We start from the raw sequence: 18,775 nt of genomic DNA on the forward strand, positions 1-18,775 counted from the left end.
GCAGCAAAGAAAGTGACTGCCGCCCCGCACAGGGGCAACGCTAATAGACCGACACGAAAACGGGATCCGTCGAAACGAAAGCCGAAACCCAAAAGCCTCAAGGATGCAGGCCAGCATCCCCCATTTGGGCTATGATCAAACCTCCCCGCAGGAGTCAAAAAATGTCACAGACCGCCGATGCGGCGCATCTCGAAGCCCAATCCACGACCGAAACGCCCGTCTCCCTGCCGTGGATCGAACGGCTGGTTTCCATCGATACGGTCAGCCGCAATCCGAACCTCGGCCTGATCGAAACGGTCCGCGACGAACTGCGCAAGTCGGGCATCGAAGCGACCATCACCAACGATCCGCGCGGCCAGTGGGCGAACCTCTTCGCCACGGTCCCGGCGCACGACGGCGAGACCAACGGCGGCATCGTGCTGTCGGGTCACACCGATGTCGTGCCGGTCGATGGCCAAGACTGGCAGAGCGACCCGTTCAAGCCCGAAGTCCGCGACGGCCTGCTCTTTGGCCGCGGCTCGTGCGACATGAAAGGCTTCATCGGCGCAGCGCTCGCATTGCTGCCGAAGATGCAGGCGACGAAGCTCGCGAAACCCATCCACTTCGCGCTCTCCTACGACGAAGAAGTCGGCTGCGCGGGCGCGCCGCTGATGATCGCGGACCTGCAAAAGCGCGGCCTGAAGCCGGACGGCTGCATCGTCGGCGAACCGACGTCGATGCGACCGGTCATCGCGCACAAAGGCATCAACACGTATCACTGCTGCGTGCGCGGGTTCGCCGCGCATTCGTCGCTGACGCCGAAGGGCCTGAACGCGATCGAATATGCGGCGCGGCTCATCTGCCATATCCGCGATCTCGTCGACGAGTTCCGCGCGAACGGTCCCTTCGACGAGCTTTACGACGTGCCCTTCACCACCGGTCAGACGAGCACGATCAAAGGCGGCAACGCGATCAACACCGTGCCCGCCGAATGCAACTTCGAGTTCGAATTCCGCAATCTGCCGACGATCGACCCGGACCAGATCTTCGAACGAATCGAATCGTACGCGCACGACACGCTGCTGCCGAAGATGCTGAAGGAGCACGGCAAGGCGGCCATCGAATTCACGAAGCTCGCGTCGGCGCCGGGCCTCGACGCCACCGAGCAGGCCGCGATCACGCAGCTCGTGCGCGCGCTCACGGAAAACCAGGACAAGCGCAAGGTCGCGTATGGCACCGAAGCGGGCCTGTTCGCGAATGCGGGCGTGCCGAGCATCGTGTGCGGTCCGGGCAATATCGAGCAGGCGCACAAGGCGAACGAGTACGTGTCGCTCGAACAGCTCGTCCAGTGCGAGGCGTTTCTGGGCAAGTTCATTCACAGCATGTCCGTCGAGGCGCAGGCCCGCTGACCTTTTCAGAACAAACAGCCATGTCCACCGCCACGCAGCATTCCGACAATACGATCGACGGCACGCCGATTCCGACGCTCGACGAAATCGCCGAGCAGCACATGGCGCTCACGCCCTGGGTCGCGCGCACGCCGACCTTCGAGCGTCACGATTTCCCGACGCTCGAAGGCACGCCGATCACGTTCAAATTCGAGTTGCTGCAGGCGAGCGGCACGTTCAAGGCGCGCGGCGCGTTCTCGAACATCCTCGCGCTCTCGGACAGCGAACGCTCGGCGGGCGTCACCTGCGTATCGGCGGGCAATCACGCGGTGGCCGTGGCCTACGCGGCGCAGCGCATGGGCGTGGGCGCGAAGGTCGTCATCATCAAGAGCGCGAGTCCGGCGCGTGTCGCGCTGTGCCGGCGCTTCGGCGCGGAAGTCGTGTTCGCGGAAAACGTCGCCGAGGCATTCGATGTCGTGCGGCGCGTCGAAGCGGAAGAAGGACGCGTCTTCATCCATCCGTTCAACGGCTATCGCACGGTGCTCGGCACGGCGACGCTCGGCTACGAGTGGACCTCGCAGGCGCCCGATCTCGACGCGGTGATCCTGCCGATCGGCGGAGGCGGCCTGGCCGCGGGCGTTTCGACGGCGATGCGTCTCGCGAATCCGTCGCTGCATGTCTTCGGTGTGGAGCCGGAAGGATCGGACGCGATGAAGCGCAGCTTCGAAGCGAATCACACGATCAAGATGGGCGCGATGCACGGCATCGCCGATTCGCTGATGGCCCCGCACACCGAGCAGTACAGCTATGAGCTATGCCGCCGGCATATCGACGATATCGTGACCGTGTCCGACAGCGCGTTGCGGCAAGGCATGCTGCAGCTATTCGGCGAACTCAAGCTCGCGGTCGAACCGGCTTGCGCGGCGGCCACGGCCGCCCTGCTCGGCCCGTTGCGCGAGCGGTTGCAGGGCAAGCGCGTCGGCGTGCTGCTGTGCGGCACGAATACCGACCCGGCGACGTTCGCGAAGCATCTGGCGAGCGCCTGAAACATTCAACGCTACATCACGCCCGCGAGCCGTCTGCGCTCGCTGCGCTGCATGAAGGCGTTCGCCGCGATCACACCCATGGTCACGAGCGCGATGAACAAGGTCGCGAGCGCGTTCATCTCCGGATTCAGACCTAGCCGCACGCGCGAAAACACGACGAGCGGCAGCGTCGTCGAGCCGGGGCCGGAGAGGAACGCCGAGAGCACGAGGTCATCGATCGACAGCGTGAACGACAGGAGCCAGCCCGCGACGAGCGCCTGCGAAATCAACGGCAGCGTGATCGCGAAAAACACGCGCAGCGGCGTCGCGCCGAGATCGAGCGCGGCCTCCTCCAGCGACGGATTCAGTTCCCGCACACGCGATTCCACGATGATCGCCACATAAGAAATGCACAGCATCACGTGCCCGATCCAGATCGTGAAGAAGCCGCGATCGGGCCAGCCGATGAGCTTCGCCATTTCGACGAACAGCAACAGCAGCGAAATGCCCTGAATGACTTCGGGAATCACGAGCGGCGCGTTGATCATGCCCGCGTAGAGCGTGAAGCCCTTGAAGCGTCCCATGCGCGCCAGCACGAAACCCGCCCACGTGCCGATCACGACCGACGCGCACGCCGTGAAAAACGCGATGCGCAACGACAGCCACGCGGCGTTGATGAGTTCGTCATCCGTGATGAGCGCGCGATACCACTTGAGCGACGGTTCCGTCCAGACGGTGACGAGCGGCGAGTCGTTGAACGAATAAACGATGAGGCTCAGGATCGGGATATAGAGAAACGCGAACCCGAGCCCGAGCGCGGTGAATTGCAACGGACGGCTCACCTTGATCATCGCTTTTCCTCCAGTTGCTTCGCCTGGAAGTGCTGGAAGAGCGCCATCGGCACGAGCAGCAGCAGGACCATCGCGCAGGTGACGGCGGAGGCCATCGGCCAGTCTGCGTTGTTGAAGAACTCGTTCCACATGACGCGGCCGATCATCAGCGTGTCCGCGCCGCCGAGCAGTTCGGGAATCACGTACTCGCCCACCGCCGGGATGAACACGAGCAGACAGCCCGCGATGATGCCGTTCTTCGACAACGGCAACGTGATCTGCACGAACGCCTTCCAGGGTTTCGCGCCGAGATCGTAGGCCGCTTCGAGCAAGGTCAGGTCCATTTTCACGAGGTGCGCGTAGAGCGGCATCACGAGAAACGGCAGATACGAATACACCATGCCGATATACACCGCGATATTCGTGTGATACAGCTCGATCGGCGAATGCAGCAGGCCAATCGACATCAGAAAATTGTTCAGCAGTCCGTTGTTCTTGAGAATGCCGATCCACGCATACACGCGGATCAGGAACGACGTCCAGAACGGCAGCATCACGGCCATCATCAGGATGTTGCGCGAGGACGGATTCGAGCGCGCGATGTAATACGCCATCGGATAGCCGATCACGAGACACAGCAGCGTCGACACCGCCGCGACCAGCAGCGAGTTCAGGTAGGTCGCGAAGTACAGGCTGTCCTGCACGAGAAACGCGTAGTGCGCGAAGTCGAGCGCGATGTGCATCACGCCTTCTTCCATCGACACGAGATCCGTGTACGGCGGAATGCCGAGCTGGCTGTCCGCGAAGCTGATCTTCACGACGAGCAGGAACGGCACGAAGAACAGCAGCAGGAGCCACACATACGGCCCGCCGATGACGAGCGTGCGTCCCGACACGCCGAAACGGTTGAGCAGCTTCATCATGAGGTCAGCACCACGCCCGCGGACGCGCTCCAGCGCACGTAGACTTCGTCGTCGAAGGTGGGCGAATCGATCTCGCCGATCGCGAGGCTCGACAGGTTCGCAACCACGACCTTGCCCGAATCGAGCGTCACGTGATAGAGCGTGTAGCCGCCCATGTACGCGATGTTCGTCACCCTGCCGCGGCCCCAGTTGAACGTGCCTTCGGGCGGCTTGCGGGTGAGCGCGATGCGCTCGGGCCGCACGGAGATCGTCACCGGCATGCCGAGCGGCCCGGTGATGCCGTGGCTCACATAAAGACGCACGGGCAGTTCCGGCGATTCGACGAACACGTGGTCCGGCTCGTCTTCCACGACATTGCCGTCGAAGAGATTGGTCGAGCCGATGAACTGCGCCGAGAAGCGCGTGTTCGGATATTCATAGACTTCGTGCGGCGTGCCGAGCTGCACGATCTGCCCTTCGCTCATCACGGCGAGACGATTGGCCATCGTCATCGCCTCTTCCTGATCGTGCGTCACCATGATGCAGGTCACGCCCACCTGATCGAGAATGTTGACGAGCTCGATCTGCGTGCGCTGGCGGATTTGCTTGTCGAGCGCGGACATCGGCTCGTCGAGCAGAAGTAGCTTCGGGCGCTTCACGAGACTGCGCGCGAGCGCGACGCGCTGCTGCTGGCCGCCCGAAAGCTGATGCGGCTTGCGCTTCGCGAACTTCGCCATCTGCACGAGTTCGAGCGCATTGTTCACGCGATCCTTCAGTTCGCCGCCCTTCACGCCTTCCTGCTTCAGCCCGAACGCCACGTTCGATTCCACGCTCATGTGCGGAAAGAGCGCATAGGACTGGAACATCATGTTCACGGGCCGGTTATACGGCGGCATCTTCGCGAGGTCTTCGCCGTCGATCAGGATCTGCCCTTCGGTTACCGACTCCAGCCCGGCGAGCATGCGCAGAAGCGTGGACTTGCCGCAGCCCGAACTGCCGAGCAGCGCGAACAGCTCGCCCTTCTTCACTGACAGGTTGACGCCCCGCACCGCCGTCGTCTCGCCGAATTTCTTCACGACGTCGACGATCTGCACGAAGTTGTCGTCCGTGCCGGGGGCCGATGGAGAAATGCCCGGCTCGCGCCGGCCGGAATTAGGCGCTGCCTTCAACGCGCTCGACTGCTCACTCATGATTGCCTGTTCGACTCCTTGTTTCCATGCGTCTCGCGTGACTCGCCCATTGTGCGATGCGGTCACGAACAAAGCCCCCGGAGGTCCAGGGGCTTCGTCGATTCAAAAGAATAACCGGCTTTCGGGGTTCATCGGCCGGACTTGAATTCCGTCCAGAGCCGCGTCTGCAGGCGCTGGATTTCAGGCGGCAGCGGCTTCAGCAGGAACAGCGTCTTGATGACGTCCTGCGGCGGATACACGGCCGGATCGTTCGCGACATCCTTGTCCACGTACTTGCGCGCTTCGAGATTCGCGCTCGGGTAGTAGACCGCGTTCGTGATCGCGGCGTGAACCTGCGGCGTCTCGATGTAGTTGATCCACTCGTGCGCGGCTTCCTTGTTCTTCGCGTCCTTCGGGATCGCCATCACGTCGAACCACACGGGCGCGCCGCCCTTCGGAACGTAGTATTCGATCTTGAACGGCTTCTTCGCGTCGACCGCGCGATGCTTCGCGATCACGACGTCGCCCGACCAGCCGTAGGTGAAGCAGATGTCGCCGCCGACCATGTCGTTGATATAGCCCGACGAGTTGAACTGCGTGATGTACGGGCGGATTTTTTTCATCATCGCGAGCGCCTCGCGATAGTCGGCCGGATTCGTGCTCATCGGATCCTTGCCGATGTAGTGCAGCGCGGCCGCGAACATCTGGTCGGGCGCGTCGAGCACCGAGACGCCGCACGCCTTCAGCTTCGAGATGTTCTCGGGCTTGAAGAGGATGTCCCAGTTGTTCAGCTCGGTGTTCGCGCCCAGAATCTGTTTGGCCTTGTCGACGTTGTAGCCGAGGCCGGTCGTGCCGTAGGCCCAAGGCACCACGTACTTGTTGCCCGGGTCCGCGCCCTCGACGAGCTTCATCAGGTCGGGATCGAGATACTTGAGATTGGGCAGCTTCGACTTGTCGAGCGGCGAGAAGATGTTCGCGGCGATCTGCTTGCCCGCGTAATTGCTCGTCGGCACGACGATGTCATAGCCGGAACGGCCGGTGAGGAGCTTGGCCTGAAGGGTGTCGTCGCTGTCGTAGTTGTCGTACTTCACCTTGATGCCGGTCTGCTTGGTGAAGTTGGGAATCGTGTCCTTCGCGATATAGTCCGACCAGTTGTACACATTCAACTGCGTGTCTTTCGCGGAGGCCGCGAGCGGAGTCAGCATCGCCGCACATGCCAGCGCGCCCGCCAGCTTGGCCGTGCGGCCCGCCAGTTTCTGGTTCATTTCGATTCTCCCTTGTTCCGACTTGTCACGATGTCGCGCCGTGCCGGCCCGGCGCAGTGCCGCATCGCCGAAATGGCCCGCGACTCCCTTAAAACCCCGAAAACTACCATTAAACGCATGCTCGACAAAAAATAAAAAGCCGCGTGTCGCGCAAAATGCACACGCCCTTGCGCGGCGCGGCCAGAGTCTTGTCAGTCGGGCCTCTCGACGGCTTCGCGTCATGCGCGGCCGGCGGGAAAGTGCGCGCATTTTAGCCCTTAATCGACGCCGGCGGCATCTGATAAAACCACACTCGTCAAAAGGAGACGCAGGCGCGTAAGCCCGCTGCAATGTCATTATTCGCGATCGGCCTCCGGCGTCCCGTGAATGGGCGCCCGCGCCTGACGAATAGCCAGCGGAACAGTTGTTGCGAGCCAATTCGACGCGCGCCGCGCAGTGCGGCGTCATCTGAACCGGCAACGCGCACGTATACGACTGATACGCCACCGTTGCATCGCTATTCGAGGCCGCCTCCCCCATGAATACCAATCCGTCCGCGCTCGCCCAGCTTTCCGCCGCGCAATCCGACGCGCAGTCGTCCGCGGCAGGCCGAGAGGACGGGCAACGCTCGCCACGCCCGCGCGGACGCTGGTATTCGTTCGCGGGCGCGGGCGCGCTCGTCGCGGTGGGCTACATGGATCCCGGCAACTGGGCGACGGCGCTCGCAAGCGGCGCGCGCTACGGCTACTCGCTGCTTTTCGTCGTGCTGCTCGCGAGCCTGATGGGCATGCTGCTGCAATGGATCGCGTCGCGCGTGGGCGTCGTGACCGGGCGCGATCTCGCGCAGCTCTGCCGCGAGCGCTACAGCCGGCGCACGACGCTCGCCCTGTGGATCGCATGCGAGATCGCGATCATCGCGTGCGATGTCGCGGAGGTCGTCGGCAGTGCGGTGGCGCTGCAAATGCTCTTCGGCTTCTCCCTCACGGCGGGCGTGCTGATTTCGGCGGTCGCGACTTTCGCGATGCTTGCGCTGCAAAGCCGCGGCCGGCGTCCGCTGCAGCGCGCGGTGACGGCGCTGATCTTCTTCGTGAGCTTCTGCTTCGTGGTCGAACTCGCGCTCGCGCATCCGGTCTGGGGCGACGCGCTGCGCGGTTTCGCGCCGTCGCGCGCGTTGCTGCGGGACGCCGGCATGCTCTGGCTCGCGGCGGGCGTGCTCGGCGCGACGGTGATGCCGCACAACCTCTACCTGCACTCGGCGCTCGTCAAGGAGCACGCGCACACCCGCGACGATGCCGCGATCGGCTGCGCGCTGCGCGGCGTGAATATCGACACGTTCGGCTCGCTCGGGCTCGCGTTCATCGTCAATGCGTCGCTGCTCGTGGTCGCGGCGGCGGTGTTCCACGCGACCGGCCATACCGGCGTCGACGATCTCGCCGATGCGCACCGGCTCATCGAGCCGCTCGTCGGCAGCCATTGGGCGGGCGTCGTGTTCGCCGGCGCCCTGCTCGCCTGCGGCCTGAACGCGACGGTGACCGGCACGCTCGCCGGCCAGGCGGTGATGGAAGGCTTCCTGCGGCTGAAGATGGCGCGCTGGGCGCGGGCGCTCCTGACGCGCGGCCTCGCGATCGGCCCGGCGCTCGTCGCGGTGGCGAGCTTCGGGCAGCATGGCTCGAACGCGCTGCTGGTCGCGACGCAGGTCGTGCTGAGCCTGCAATTGCCGCTCGCGGTGATTCCGCTCGTGCGTTTTGCCTCCGACGCCGGGCTGATGGGCCGCTGGCGCGTCGCGCGCGTGCCGCTCGCGCTCGCGTGGGCGTGCGCGGGCGTGATCGTCGCGCTGAACGGTGCGATGCTATGGCAGGCGGCGTTTTCAGGCTGAAGCCGCGAATTTCGTGTCCGTTTCGTGTCCGTTTCGGGATCGTGGCGCGGCGTGTGCTGTCAGACTGTGTTGCGCCCGCCTCCGCCCCAAAAACAGGACACGAATCACATGGCTCAAGGCCCAAGAACAATGTTTCACGCGCGCACGCTCGCGCTTCTTCTCGTCACCGCCGGCGCAAGCGGCGCGGCTCATGCGACCGTCGCGGTGCTGCAGCCGGCGCGCGAAGCCGCTGCGTCACAGCCGCTCGAACTGACGCTGCTCTACACCGACGACGACGCGAAACCCCTCACCGTCGACGTTCCCCGGCAGCTGACCGTGAACCTGACGAACGGCGATCTGCCGCCCGCGCCGCTCACGCTCGAACGCGATCCGACAACGCCGGACCGTCTGCGTCTCGCGCCCGGGCAATATCGTCGCGTGCGTTTTTCGGCGCCGTGGCCGGATTCGGCGCGCGGCACGGTGAAGATCGATCCGGTCGGCTTCGATGCGTCGCCGATGCTCGTCACGATCAATCGCGGCGCCACGCAGACTCAGATCGCCGCCGCGGAACAGCGCGAATCGCAGGCGACGACGCCCGCGCAACTCGCGAGCGCAAGCGCCGCCGCGAACACCGCCGCCGTGCCGACGACCACCAGCGACACGATGCTCTCCGGCCGCTTCTCGACTTTCGAGCCGGTGTACTTCGCGGACGGCAAGAACGGCGACAATCTCGCGAGATTTCAGTTCAGCTTCAAGTATCGGCTGCATCTGCCCGACGATCCGCGTTCGCGCGGGTTTCTGGACAACCTCTACTTCGGCTACACGCAAACGGCGATATGGAATCTCTCCGCCGAGTCCGTGCCGTTTCGCGACATCAGTTTTCAGCCGCAGTTGTTCTACTACGTGGAGGACACCGGCTGGAAGAGTTCGCTTTTCACGCGCATGGGCGTATCGGCGGGTTTTGGACACGAGTCGAACGGCAGGAGCGGCGACGATTCGCGCGCAATCAACATCGCGTTCGTGCGCCCGACGTGGGATTTCGGCGATCTGAGCGGCAACCACCTGACGCTTTCGCCGAAGTTCTATTACTACCTGTCGAAGTCGGGCAACGAGGATATCGCGGACTATCGCGGCTACGTGGACTTTCTCGTGAAGTACGGCAGCCCGGACGGCTGGCAGCTCGCGACGACGCTGCGCAAAGGCACGAAGCACTGGTACGGCAGCGTGGATTCGCAGTTGACGTACCCGCTCGCGAAGCTGATCGGCAGTGCGTGGGGCGGCTACCTGTTCGTGAGCTATTTCAACGGCTACGGCGAGGACATTCTCGATTACAACCAGCGACATCATTGGATCGCGCGGATAGGCTACAGTATCGCGCGATGAGTTTTTTTACGAATTTGAACGCCGCGTTGCCGCCCTCTTTTCCCGGCGACGACGCGGCCACGAGTTAGCCAATGTCTTCGAATCTCCACGACCTGCCCGACAGCCCCTGTATCGGCGTGTGCTCCACGCTTTTCGACGAAGTCTGCAAAGGCTGCGGCCGCACGGCCGGCGAAGTGTCCAACTGGGTTTTCCTCAACGACGAGGAAAAGCGCGCGATCTGGGCGCGCATCACGCGCGAGGGCACGGCGATGCGGTTTCGGTACGACAAGCTCTGATACAACGAAAAAGCGGCCCGCTCTTTCGAGACGGGCCGCTTCGCAAAGCTGGCGCGAGGCCGGTGATTACTGAATCCCCTGGCTCGACAAAAAGTCTTCGTAGTTCCCGCCGAAGTCACGCAGCGTGCCATCGGTCTTCACTTCGATGATCCGGTCAGCCAGCCCGCTCACGAACTCGCGGTCGTGCGACACGAAGATCAGCGTGCCTTCGAACTTGTCCAGCGCGATCTGCAGCGACTCGATGGACTCCATGTCCATGTGATTGGTCGGTTCGTCCATGAGCAGCACGTTGTGACGGCCGAGCATCAGCTTGCCCCAGATCATGCGGCCCTTCTCGCCGCCCGACAGCACCTTCACGTTCTTCTTGATGTCGTCCGCGTTGAACAGCAGGCGGCCGAGCGTGCCGCGCATCATCTGCTCGTCGTCGCCTTCCTTGCGGTACTGGTCGATCCACTCGGTCAGCGTCTCGTCCTTCGGGAACTCTTCGTACGTGTCCTGCGGCATGTAGCCGACGTTCGCGTTTTCCGCCCACTTCACCGTGCCGTGATCGAGGTCGAGCGCGCCCTTGAGCGACTTGAGCAGCGTGGTCTTGCCCGCGCCGTTCTCGCCGATGATCGCAATGCGCTCGCCCGGCTGCACGCTGATGCTGAAGTTCTGGAAGATCGTGCGCTCGTACTTCTTGGTCAGATCCTCGGCCACGACCGCGATGTTATGCAGCTTCTTTTCGAACTCGAAGCGGATGAACGGATTCTGTCGCGACGACGGCTTGAATTCCTCGATCTTGATCTTGTCGATCATTTTCAGGCGGCTGGTCGCCTGACGCGCCTTCGACTTGTTCGCCGAGAAGCGGCGCACGAAGTCCTGCAGGTCCGCCACGCGCTCCTTCGCCTTCTGGTTCGCCGCCTGCTGGCGCTCGCGCGCCTGCGTCGAGGCGAGCATGTAGTCGTCGTAGTTGCCCGGCCACACCTTCAGCGTGCCGTAATCCATGTCCGCCATGTGCGTGCAGACCTGGTTCAGGAAGTGACGATCGTGCGAGATGATGATCATCGTCGAGTTGTACTGGTTGAGCACGTCTTCCAGCCAACGGATCGAGTTGATGTCGAGGTTGTTGGTCGGCTCGTCGAGCAGCAGCACGTCGGGCTTCGAGAACAGCGCCTGCGCGAGCAAAACGCGCAGCTTCCAGCCCGGCGCGACGTTGCTCATCGGGCCATTGTGATCGTCGATATTGATGCCGATGCCGAGCAGCAGTTCGCCCGCGCGCGCTTCGGCGGTGTAGCCGTCGTATTCGGCGAACTTCGCTTCGAGGTCGGCGGCGCGCATGTAGTCGTCGTCGGTGGCGTCGGGGTTCGCGTAGATCGCGTCGCGCTCGGTCATCGCGGCCCACATTTCCGTGTGGCCCATCATCACGACGTCGAGCACGCGCATGTCTTCGTATGCGAACTGATCCTGACGCAACTTGCCGAGACGGACGTTCGGTTCGAGCATGACGTTGCCCGAACTCGGCTCCAGGTCGCCGCCCAAAATTTTCATGAAGGTCGACTTGCCGCAGCCGTTCGCGCCGATCAAGCCATAGCGGTTTCCTTCGCCGAACTTGACCGAGATGTTCTCGAAGAGGGGCTTGGGCCCGAATTGCATGGTGATATTGGCGGTAGACAGCACGGCGCGTCCTTTTGAATGGGGTACGACGAAAAACCTGAGATTTTAGCAGAATTTGGCGGCATTTTAAGCCCGCAGTCCGGACTCCGTCTCTGCCAAAAGCAACGGGGCGCGGCCATCGAGCCGCACCCCGTTTGCGTCTGACGGAATCCGCGCGAGGCGGAGAGCGTCTTCCTATGTGCGCTCGGCGATGAACGCCTTCACCACGCCCGCATCCGCTGGAACGATATCGAACCTTTGTGGCAGTTTTTCAAGTCCCGCGAAGGCGGCGGGACGCTCCGGCTCGCGATTCAGCGCCTCGCGGATCGTTTCACCGAACTTGATCGGCTGGGCGGTTTCCAGAACGATCATCGGGACGCCCGGCTTCAGGTTCTCGCGCGCGACCTTCACGCCGTCGGCGGTATGCGTGTCGATCATCGTCTGATAGCGTTCGAACACGTCGCGGATGGTCGTCACGCGGTCGTCGTGATCGCTCTTGCCCGACACGAAGCCGAACTCCTTCACCCGCGCGAAATCGCCGCTCGCCGCGAGATCGAAGCCGCCCTTCTCTTCCACATCGCGAAAGAGTTGCAGCACGCGCGCCGGATCGCGGCCGAGCAGGTCGTACACGAAGCGCTCGAAGTTCGACGCCTTCGAGATATCCATGCTCGGCGACGTCGTGTGATACGTCTCCGCCGCGCCGCGCACGCGATACACGCCGGTTTTGAAGAACTCGTCGAGCACGTCGTTCTCGTTGGTCGCGACGACGAGCTGGTCGATCGGCAAGCCCATCATGCGCGCGATGTGCCCCGCGCACACATTGCCGAAGTTGCCCGACGGCACCGTGAACGACACGCGTTCGTCGTTGCTCTGCGTCGCGGCGAAATAGCCCTTGAAGTAGTACACGACCTGCGCGACGACGCGCGCCCAGTTGATCGAATTGACCGTGCCGATCTTGTGCTTCGCCTTGTAGGCGTGATCGTTCGATACGGCCTTGACGATATCCTGACAGTTGTCGAAATTGCCTTCGACCGCCAGATTGAAGATGTTCGGGTCTTGCAGCGAGAACATCTGCGCGGTCTGGAATGCGCTCATCTTCCTGTGCGGCGACAGCATGAAGACGCGCACGCCGGTCTTGCCGCGCATCGCGTATTCGGCGGCGCTGCCGGTGTCGCCCGACGTCGCGCCGAGGATGTTCAGCTCCTCGCCGTGCTTCGCCAGCGCGTACTCGAAGAGATTGCCGAGCAGTTGCATCGCCATGTCCTTGAAGGCGAGCGTCGGGCCGTTCGAGAGTTCCAGCAGCGACAGCGTCGTGCCGTTTTCTTCGCCGAGCGTCTTGAGCGGCGTGATCTGCACGGCGCTCTCTTCGTGGCGCACGTTGCTGTACGCCTGCGCGGTGTAGGTCTTGCGCGTGAGCGAGCGCAGCTCTTCGGCGGGAATGTCGTCGCTGAACTTCGACAGCACTTCGAACGCGAGATCCGCGTACGACAGCGTGCGCCAGCGCGCGAGTTCATCGGCTGACACGCGCGGATATTCCGCCGGCAGATACAGCCCGCCGTCTTTCGCCAGGCCGCCGAGAAGAATGTCCGAGAACGTGTGGCGCTCGTTGCTGCCGGCGCCGCGCGTCGATATGTAGTTCATCGTGCTTGCCCTTAGTTGAGCGCTTCCATGCGCAGCTTCGTCACCTTCGAGACCACCGTGGACAACGCTTCGATCTCCGCGATCGCCGCGTTCACGTTCTTTTCCAGCGTCTCGTGCGTGATGAGGATGATGTCCGTCTCGCCCTTGTTGGCGCCGTCCACTTCTTCCGATTCCTTCTGCAGCAACGCGTCGATGGAAATGGCCTTGTCGGCGAGAATGCGCGTGATGTTCGCGAGCACGCCCGTCACGTCCGCGACGCGCAGGCGCAGATAGTAGCCGCTCGTCACTTCGTCGATCGGCAAGATCGGCGTGTTCGACAGGCTCTCCGGCTGGAACGCCAGATGCGGCACGCGATGCTCCGGATCGGCCGTGTGCAGGCGCGTCACGTCGACGAGATCGGCGACCACGGCGGAAGCGGTCGGCTCCGCGCCCGCGCCCTTGCCGTAGTACAGCGTGGTGCCGACCGCATCGCCATGCACGACGACCGCGTTCATCGCGCCTTCCACATTGGCGAGCAGGCGTTTGGCGGGAATCAGCGTCGGATGCGTGCGCAATTCGATGCCCTTCTCCGTGCGCCGCGCGATGCCGAGCAGCTTGATGCGATAGCCGAGGTCTTCGGCGTAGCGAATGTCGATGGCCGCCAGCTTGCTGATGCCCTCCACGTACGCGCGATCGAACTGCACCGGCACGCCGAACGCGATCGCGCTCATGATCGTGACCTTGTGCGCGGCGTCGACGCCTTCGATATCGAAGGTCGGATCGGCTTCGGCGTAACCGAGCTCTTGCGCGGCCTTCAGCGCGGTCGCGAAGTCGAGGCCGCGGTCGCGCATCTCCGAGAGAATGTAGTTCGTCGTGCCGTTGATGATGCCCGCGATGTACTCGATGCGGTTCGCCGTCAGCCCTTCGCGCAGCGCCTTGATGATCGGAATGCCGCCCGCCACCGCCGCTTCGAACGCGACCATCACGCCCTTCGCGCGCGCGGCTTCGAAAATCTCCGTGCCGTGCACCGCGAGCAGCGCCTTGTTGGCCGTCACGACATGCTTGCCGCTCGCGATCGCGCGCAGCACCAGCTCGCGCGCGAAGCCCGTGCCGCCGATCATTTCGCACACGATGTCGATGGAAGGATCGTCGACGACCGCGTTGAAGTCGTCCGTCACCGCGATGCCTTCCTGCTTCGCGGCTTCGGCCTTCGACGGCGTGCGCACCGCGACGCGCGCGATTTCGATGCCGCGTCCCGCGCGTCGTTTGATTTCTTCCTGGTTACGGCGCAGCACCGTGAAGGTGCCGTTGCCGACCGTGCCGAAGCCCAAGAGTCCTACTTTGATCGGTTCCATGCAGCGCGAGTCTTTAAAAAGGGGATTAAGCGGAATGCCGTTTGCGATAGCCGTCGAGGAAACGCGCGATGCGGTTGATCGAATCCGCGAGATCGTCGACGTTCGGCAGGAAGACCACGCGGAAGTGATCCGGTGTCGGCCAGTTGAAGCCCGTGCCCTGCACCAGCAGCACACGTTCTTCGAGCAGCAAATCGGTGATGAACTGCTGGTCGTCCTGGATCGGGTACATCTTCGGGTCGAGCTTCGGGAACATGTAGAGCGCCGCGTGCGGCTTCACGCAGGTTACGCCCGGAATGGCCGTGAGCATGTCGTAGGCGAGCTCGCGCTGCTTGTAGAGGCGGCCGCCCGGCACGATCAGGTCGTTGATGCTCTGATAGCCGCCGAGCGCGGTCTGGATCGCGTACTGGCCGGGCACGTTCGGGCACAGGCGCATCGACGCGAGAATGCCGAGCCCTTCCAGATAGTCTTTCGCGCGGCGGCGGTTCTCTTCGATCAGCCCGGAAATCGCCATCCAGCCCGCGCGATAACCGCACGAACGGTAGCTCTTCGACAGGCTGTTGAACGTGACCGTGACCACGTCTTCGGACAGCGCGGCCATCGACGTGTGCGGCTGGCCGTCATAGACGATCTTGTCGTAGACCTCGTCCGCAAAAATGATGAGACCGTGCTCGCGCGCAATCGCGATCAGCTCGCGCAACAGCTCGTCCGAATACAGCGCGCCCGTCGGGTTGTTCGGGTTGATGACGACGAGCGCCTTGGTGTTCGGCGTGATTTTCGCGCGGATGTCGTCGAGATCGGGCATCCAGCCGTTGCTCTCGTCGCACATGTAATGGCGCGGCGTACCCGACGACAAACTCACCGCCGCCGTCCACAGCGGATAATCCGGCGCGGGCAGGAGCACTTCGTCGCCGTCGTTCAGGAGCGCCTGCATCGCCATCACGATGAGCTCGGACGCGCCGTTGCCGATGTAGATATCGTCCAGTTCGACGCCCGTTACGCCCTTTTGCTGCGTGTAATGCATGATCGCCTTGCGCGCGGCGAACACGCCCTTCGAATCCGAGTAGCCCGACGATCCCGGCAGGTTGCGGATCATGTCCTGAATGATCTCGTCCGGCGCCTCGAAACCGAACGGCGCCAGATTGCCGATGTTCAGCTTGATGATGCGGTGGCCTTCCTCTTCGAGGCGCTTCGCGTGTTCGAGCACGGGCCCGCGAATGTCGTAGCAGACGTTTTGCAGCTTGTTGGATTTGAGAATCGGTTTCACGGCTGGCGCTCTGGGTCTGGGTGTTGATGCGGACTGGTTGCTCTGATGTCGATCAGGCGCGGCTCGGCATTCGGACGGACAGCCTCGCGCGCAAACAGCGGACGGGCACGGCGAAGAAAACCGGGTTTGAAGCCTGAAGGCGGCTCGCCCGGACGACTCGCGCGTTCCCGAGCGCCGAACGATGCATTTTAGACGCCGCGCCAGGTAGGGCTTGGGCGATGCGGACCGGATTGCGTATCGAAGGCGGCTTGTGGCGGCACGCGAGCGCAACGGAACGGCGCACGAGCGAGCCCGGCAGCCGAAAAGTTATAATTTACTGATTATGGCCCGGTTCCGCAATGCACCAAAGGAACGCGTCTGCCCCGTCCCGGACCGATGTGCGCAGACCGCGCTCTTCGCCGCGGCAAACGCCGGGTCGCCATTCTTTCTCTTGCGGATCATCGTTTTGAAACTGCACCAGGAATCCAGCAACGCGCTCAACACCATAACGAGCTACGGAGACGGTTTCGTGGCGATCAATCTCGAAAGGCACGAGGGCAGCGTGATCGTCATGCCCGAGATCCCTGTCGCGGCGTGGCCGGTGGCGTCGTTCGACGCGCTCACGCCCGAACATTTCGATGCGCTCGTCGAGGCGGCGCCCGAAGTCGTGATCTTCGGCAGCGGGTCACGGCTGCGCTTTCCGCATCCGCGGCTCACGGCGCAACTGGCGAAGCGCCGCATCGGCGTCGAGACGATGGATTTCGGCGCGGCGTGCCGCACCTACAACATCCTGATGTCCGAAGGCCGGCGCGTGGCCGCCGCGCTTCTGATCGAAGCCTGAGGGCCGGCTAAGGAAATCCTAAGGAAGTGGTGGCAAACTTCCGCCGCCCGTCCCTGCCGGCCACGTATGGAATTTGACGAATGGCGGCCGGCCGTGCGCTACACTCCCGCCGGCGTTGGCATTCGGCGAAGCCGTGTCGGACGGCGCGCGCCGCAATTCGCGAACTCACGGCGAAAATGCGTGCCTGAGCATGCACGCGCCGTGGTCTCGCGCAGCCCGCATCCATTGCCCATTTCGTTTCATTAGCGCCGCGCATCGCGGCATCGGACAGGTCGACTTCATGAACGATACGCCTTCCCGGCTACCGCTCACGCGTCTTTCGCTCATTCTTCTGGTACTCGCGCTTGCGATCATCTGGTTCGCGCCGCTCGGGCTTCGTCATCTCGTTCCGAGCGACGAAGGCCGCTACGCCGAAATGGCGCGCGAGATGTTCGTCACCGGCGACTGGATCACGCCGCGTTACAACGGCTACAAATACTTCGAAAAGCCGCCACTGCAGACCTGGGCGAATGCGCTTTCTTTCGCGTGCTTCGGCATCGGCGAATGGCAGGCGCGGCTCTATACGGCGCTCACGGGCTTCGTGGGCGTGCTGCTGATCGGCTACACGGGCACGCGCGTATTCAACGCGATGACGGGCTTCGCCGCCGCCGTCATCCTCGCGACCTGCCCCTACTGGAACCTGATGGGCCACTTCAACACGCTCGACATGGGCCTGTCGTTCTGGATGGAGCTGACGCTCTGCGCGCTGCTGCTCGCCCAGCGTCCCGGCCTGCCGACGCGCGACGTGCGTCTCTGGATGTGGCTCTGCTGGGCCGCGATGGGCGCCGCCGTGCTGTCCAAAGGTCTGGTCGGCCTGATTCTTCCGGGCGCGGTGCTCGTGCTGTACTCGCTCGTTTCGCGCGACTGGGCGCTCTGGAAGCGGCTCTATATCGGCAGCGGGCTGATCGTGTTCCTGATCGTGACCGGCCCGTGGTTCGCGCTCGTCCAGATGAAAAACCCGGAATTCTTCAATTTCTTTTTCATCGTTCAGCAGTTCAAGCGCTATCTGACGCCCGAGCAGAACCGCCCGGGCGCGTTCTATTACTTCGTGCCCGTCCTGCTCGTCGGTTTTCTGCCGTGGCTGTCGATCACCTTTCAGAGTCTGCGCCACGGCCTGAAGACGCCGCGCCAGCCGAACGGCTTCGCACCGGTCACGATGCTGCTCGTCTGGACGGCGTTCATCTTCGTGTTCTTCAGCGCGTCGCATTCCAAGCTCCTTTCGTATGTGCTGCCGGTCGCGCCTGCCATCGCGCTCGTGATCGGGCTGTATCTGCCGTCGCTGACGAAGCCGCAGTACCGGATGCATCTGATCGGCTACGCGGTGTTTCTGATCGCGGCGGCGTTCGGCGCGATCTTCATCGGCCGCGCGGGCAGCGCCAACACGCCGAACGCGCTCTATCGCGAGTTTCAGATCTGGGTGTACGCGGGCATTGCCGTCGCATTCGTCGTCACCGTGTTCGCGCTGTGGCTGAACCGGCGCAGCGTGCTAGCGGGCGCGGCCGGACTGGGCGCCGCGTGGCTGCTGCTCGGGACGATCGCCGGCTCCGGCCACGACGTCTTCGGCACGCAAAGTTCGGGCGTGAAGCTCGTGCCGGCCGTGAAGGCCGCGATGGCGAAGCTGCCGCCCGACACGCCGTTCTATTCGATCGCGAAGCTCGATCACACGATGCCCTTCTACCTCGGCCATACGATGATCATGGTCGGCGAGGCCGACGAGCTGACTTTTGGCGTGCAGACGGAGCCGCAGAAATGGGTGCCGAGCGTCGACGACTGGATCAAGGTGTGGGATTCGGAGCGCTACGCGCTCGCGCTGATGCCGCCGTCCCGTTACGACGAACTCACCGCGCGCCATGTCCCGATGAAGCTGATCGCCAGCGACGAACGCCGCGTGATCGTGGAAAAGCCGCAACCGTGAGCGCCGCCGTCCATTCCGGCGGCGATGTTGCGGCGCACGATCGTTCGGCATTTGCCGTTGAACCGAGTATCCTTGTT

15 protein-coding genes are annotated in these 18,775 nt (G+C 63.4%); 7 read left to right on the forward strand and 8 right to left on the reverse strand.

Annotation, left to right across the window (positions count from 1 at the left end; genetic code table 11):
* Positions 1 to 161 precede the first annotated feature (161 nt).
* Both argE and NOV72_RS18310 read left to right on the forward strand, forming a co-directional pair.
* Positions 162 to 1,388 (forward strand): acetylornithine deacetylase, encoded by a 1,227-nt coding sequence (gene argE / locus NOV72_RS18305; RefSeq protein ID WP_106856004.1) that lies wholly within the window; start codon positions 162 to 164, stop codon positions 1,386 to 1,388.
* Between the two features lie 20 nt (positions 1,389 to 1,408).
* On the forward strand, positions 1,409 to 2,413 hold the full coding sequence (locus tag NOV72_RS18310) for a threonine/serine dehydratase family protein (RefSeq protein ID WP_106856005.1): 1,005 nt from the start codon (positions 1,409 to 1,411) through the stop codon (positions 2,411 to 2,413).
* An 11-nt stretch (positions 2,414 to 2,424) separates the two neighbouring features.
* Here NOV72_RS18310 and NOV72_RS18315 read toward each other — a convergent pair whose 3' ends face one another.
* From NOV72_RS18315 to NOV72_RS18330, 4 genes are all read right to left on the reverse strand, one after another.
* Positions 2,425 to 3,240, reverse strand: a complete 816-nt coding sequence (locus tag NOV72_RS18315) for an ABC transporter permease subunit (RefSeq protein ID WP_106856048.1) — start codon at positions 3,238 to 3,240, stop codon at positions 2,425 to 2,427.
* Entirely contained in the window at positions 3,240 to 4,145 is a 906-nt protein-coding gene (locus NOV72_RS18320) for an ABC transporter permease subunit (protein WP_106856006.1), read from the reverse strand. The genes NOV72_RS18315 and NOV72_RS18320 overlap by 1 nt, the downstream gene beginning before the upstream one ends.
* A complete protein-coding gene (locus tag NOV72_RS18325) occupies positions 4,142 to 5,314 on the reverse strand; it encodes an ABC transporter ATP-binding protein (protein WP_106856007.1) in 1,173 nt (390 codons plus the stop codon). The genes NOV72_RS18320 and NOV72_RS18325 overlap by 4 nt, the downstream gene beginning before the upstream one ends.
* Before the next feature lie 128 nt (positions 5,315 to 5,442).
* Positions 5,443 to 6,558 (reverse strand): polyamine ABC transporter substrate-binding protein, encoded by a 1,116-nt coding sequence (locus tag NOV72_RS18330; protein ID WP_425428739.1) that lies wholly within the window; start codon positions 6,556 to 6,558, stop codon positions 5,443 to 5,445.
* 517 nt (positions 6,559 to 7,075) lie between these two features.
* Here NOV72_RS18330 and NOV72_RS18335 point away from each other — a divergent pair.
* The 3 genes from NOV72_RS18335 (at position 7,076) to NOV72_RS18345 (ending at position 10,050) form a co-directional block, all read left to right on the forward strand.
* The gene (locus NOV72_RS18335; RefSeq protein ID WP_106856008.1) at positions 7,076 to 8,413 is read left to right on the forward strand and encodes an Nramp family divalent metal transporter; all 1,338 of its coding nucleotides are present in this window, start codon (positions 7,076 to 7,078) and stop codon (positions 8,411 to 8,413) included.
* A gap of 129 nt (positions 8,414 to 8,542) precedes the next feature.
* Positions 8,543 to 9,775 carry a phospholipase A gene (locus NOV72_RS18340; protein WP_106856009.1) on the forward strand — a complete coding sequence of 411 codons (1,233 nt, stop codon included), beginning with the start codon at positions 8,543 to 8,545 and terminating at the stop codon, positions 9,773 to 9,775.
* 71 nt (positions 9,776 to 9,846) lie between these two features.
* Complete coding sequence (locus NOV72_RS18345) at positions 9,847 to 10,050, forward strand: DUF1289 domain-containing protein (RefSeq protein WP_106856010.1); 204 nt, start codon at positions 9,847 to 9,849, stop codon at positions 10,048 to 10,050.
* Between the two features lie 66 nt (positions 10,051 to 10,116).
* Here the strand turns inward: NOV72_RS18345 and NOV72_RS18350 are convergent, their stop codons facing one another.
* The 4 genes from NOV72_RS18350 to NOV72_RS18365 all read right to left on the reverse strand — a co-directional run bounded on the left by NOV72_RS18350 (position 10,117) and on the right by NOV72_RS18365 (position 15,924).
* Entirely contained in the window at positions 10,117 to 11,709 is a 1,593-nt protein-coding gene (locus NOV72_RS18350; RefSeq protein WP_106856011.1) for an ABC-F family ATPase, read from the reverse strand.
* Between the two features lie 171 nt (positions 11,710 to 11,880).
* Entirely contained in the window at positions 11,881 to 13,326 is a 1,446-nt protein-coding gene (gene thrC / locus NOV72_RS18355) for a threonine synthase (protein ID WP_106856012.1), read from the reverse strand.
* Between the two features lie 11 nt (positions 13,327 to 13,337).
* Entirely contained in the window at positions 13,338 to 14,660 is a 1,323-nt protein-coding gene (locus NOV72_RS18360) for a homoserine dehydrogenase (protein WP_106856013.1), read from the reverse strand.
* 25 nt (positions 14,661 to 14,685) lie between these two features.
* Positions 14,686 to 15,924 carry a pyridoxal phosphate-dependent aminotransferase gene (locus NOV72_RS18365; protein WP_106856014.1) on the reverse strand — a complete coding sequence of 413 codons (1,239 nt, stop codon included), beginning with the start codon at positions 15,922 to 15,924 and terminating at the stop codon, positions 14,686 to 14,688.
* A gap of 445 nt (positions 15,925 to 16,369) precedes the next feature.
* Between NOV72_RS18365 and NOV72_RS18370 the strand changes: the two genes are divergently transcribed.
* On the forward strand, positions 16,370 to 16,744 hold the full coding sequence (locus NOV72_RS18370) for an Mth938-like domain-containing protein (RefSeq protein WP_106856050.1): 375 nt from the start codon (positions 16,370 to 16,372) through the stop codon (positions 16,742 to 16,744).
* A 280-nt stretch (positions 16,745 to 17,024) separates the two neighbouring features.
* Positions 17,025 to 18,698 carry a glycosyltransferase family 39 protein gene (locus NOV72_RS18375; protein ID WP_106856051.1) on the forward strand — a complete coding sequence of 558 codons (1,674 nt, stop codon included), beginning with the start codon at positions 17,025 to 17,027 and terminating at the stop codon, positions 18,696 to 18,698.
* Positions 18,699 to 18,775: the final 77 nt, after the last annotated feature.

This window comes from Caballeronia novacaledonica (assembly GCF_900258035.1).
In the GTDB taxonomy this organism is placed as follows: Bacteria; Pseudomonadota; Gammaproteobacteria; order Burkholderiales; family Burkholderiaceae; genus Caballeronia; species Caballeronia novacaledonica.

Bases quoted from the DNA above. Each gene is read 5' to 3' on its own strand.
- argE (WP_106856004.1), top strand. From the start codon at position 162: ATGTCACAGACCGCCGATGCGGCGCATCTCGAAGCCCAATCCACGACC.
- NOV72_RS18310 (WP_106856005.1), top strand. From the start codon at position 1,409: ATGTCCACCGCCACGCAGCATTCCGACAATACGATCGACGGCACGCCG.
- NOV72_RS18320 (WP_106856006.1), bottom strand. From the start codon at position 4,145: ATGATGAAGCTGCTCAACCGTTTCGGCGTGTCGGGACGCACGCTCGTC.
- NOV72_RS18325 (WP_106856007.1), bottom strand. From the start codon at position 5,314: ATGAGTGAGCAGTCGAGCGCGTTGAAGGCAGCGCCTAATTCCGGCCGG.
- NOV72_RS18330 (WP_425428739.1), bottom strand. From the start codon at position 6,558: ATGAACCAGAAACTGGCGGGCCGCACGGCCAAGCTGGCGGGCGCGCTG.
- NOV72_RS18335 (WP_106856008.1), top strand. From the start codon at position 7,076: ATGAATACCAATCCGTCCGCGCTCGCCCAGCTTTCCGCCGCGCAATCC.
- NOV72_RS18340 (WP_106856009.1), top strand. From the start codon at position 8,543: ATGTTTCACGCGCGCACGCTCGCGCTTCTTCTCGTCACCGCCGGCGCA.
- NOV72_RS18345 (WP_106856010.1), top strand. From the start codon at position 9,847: ATGTCTTCGAATCTCCACGACCTGCCCGACAGCCCCTGTATCGGCGTG.
- thrC (WP_106856012.1), bottom strand. From the start codon at position 13,326: ATGAACTACATATCGACGCGCGGCGCCGGCAGCAACGAGCGCCACACG.
- NOV72_RS18360 (WP_106856013.1), bottom strand. From the start codon at position 14,660: ATGGAACCGATCAAAGTAGGACTCTTGGGCTTCGGCACGGTCGGCAAC.
- NOV72_RS18375 (WP_106856051.1), top strand. From the start codon at position 17,025: ATGAACGATACGCCTTCCCGGCTACCGCTCACGCGTCTTTCGCTCATT.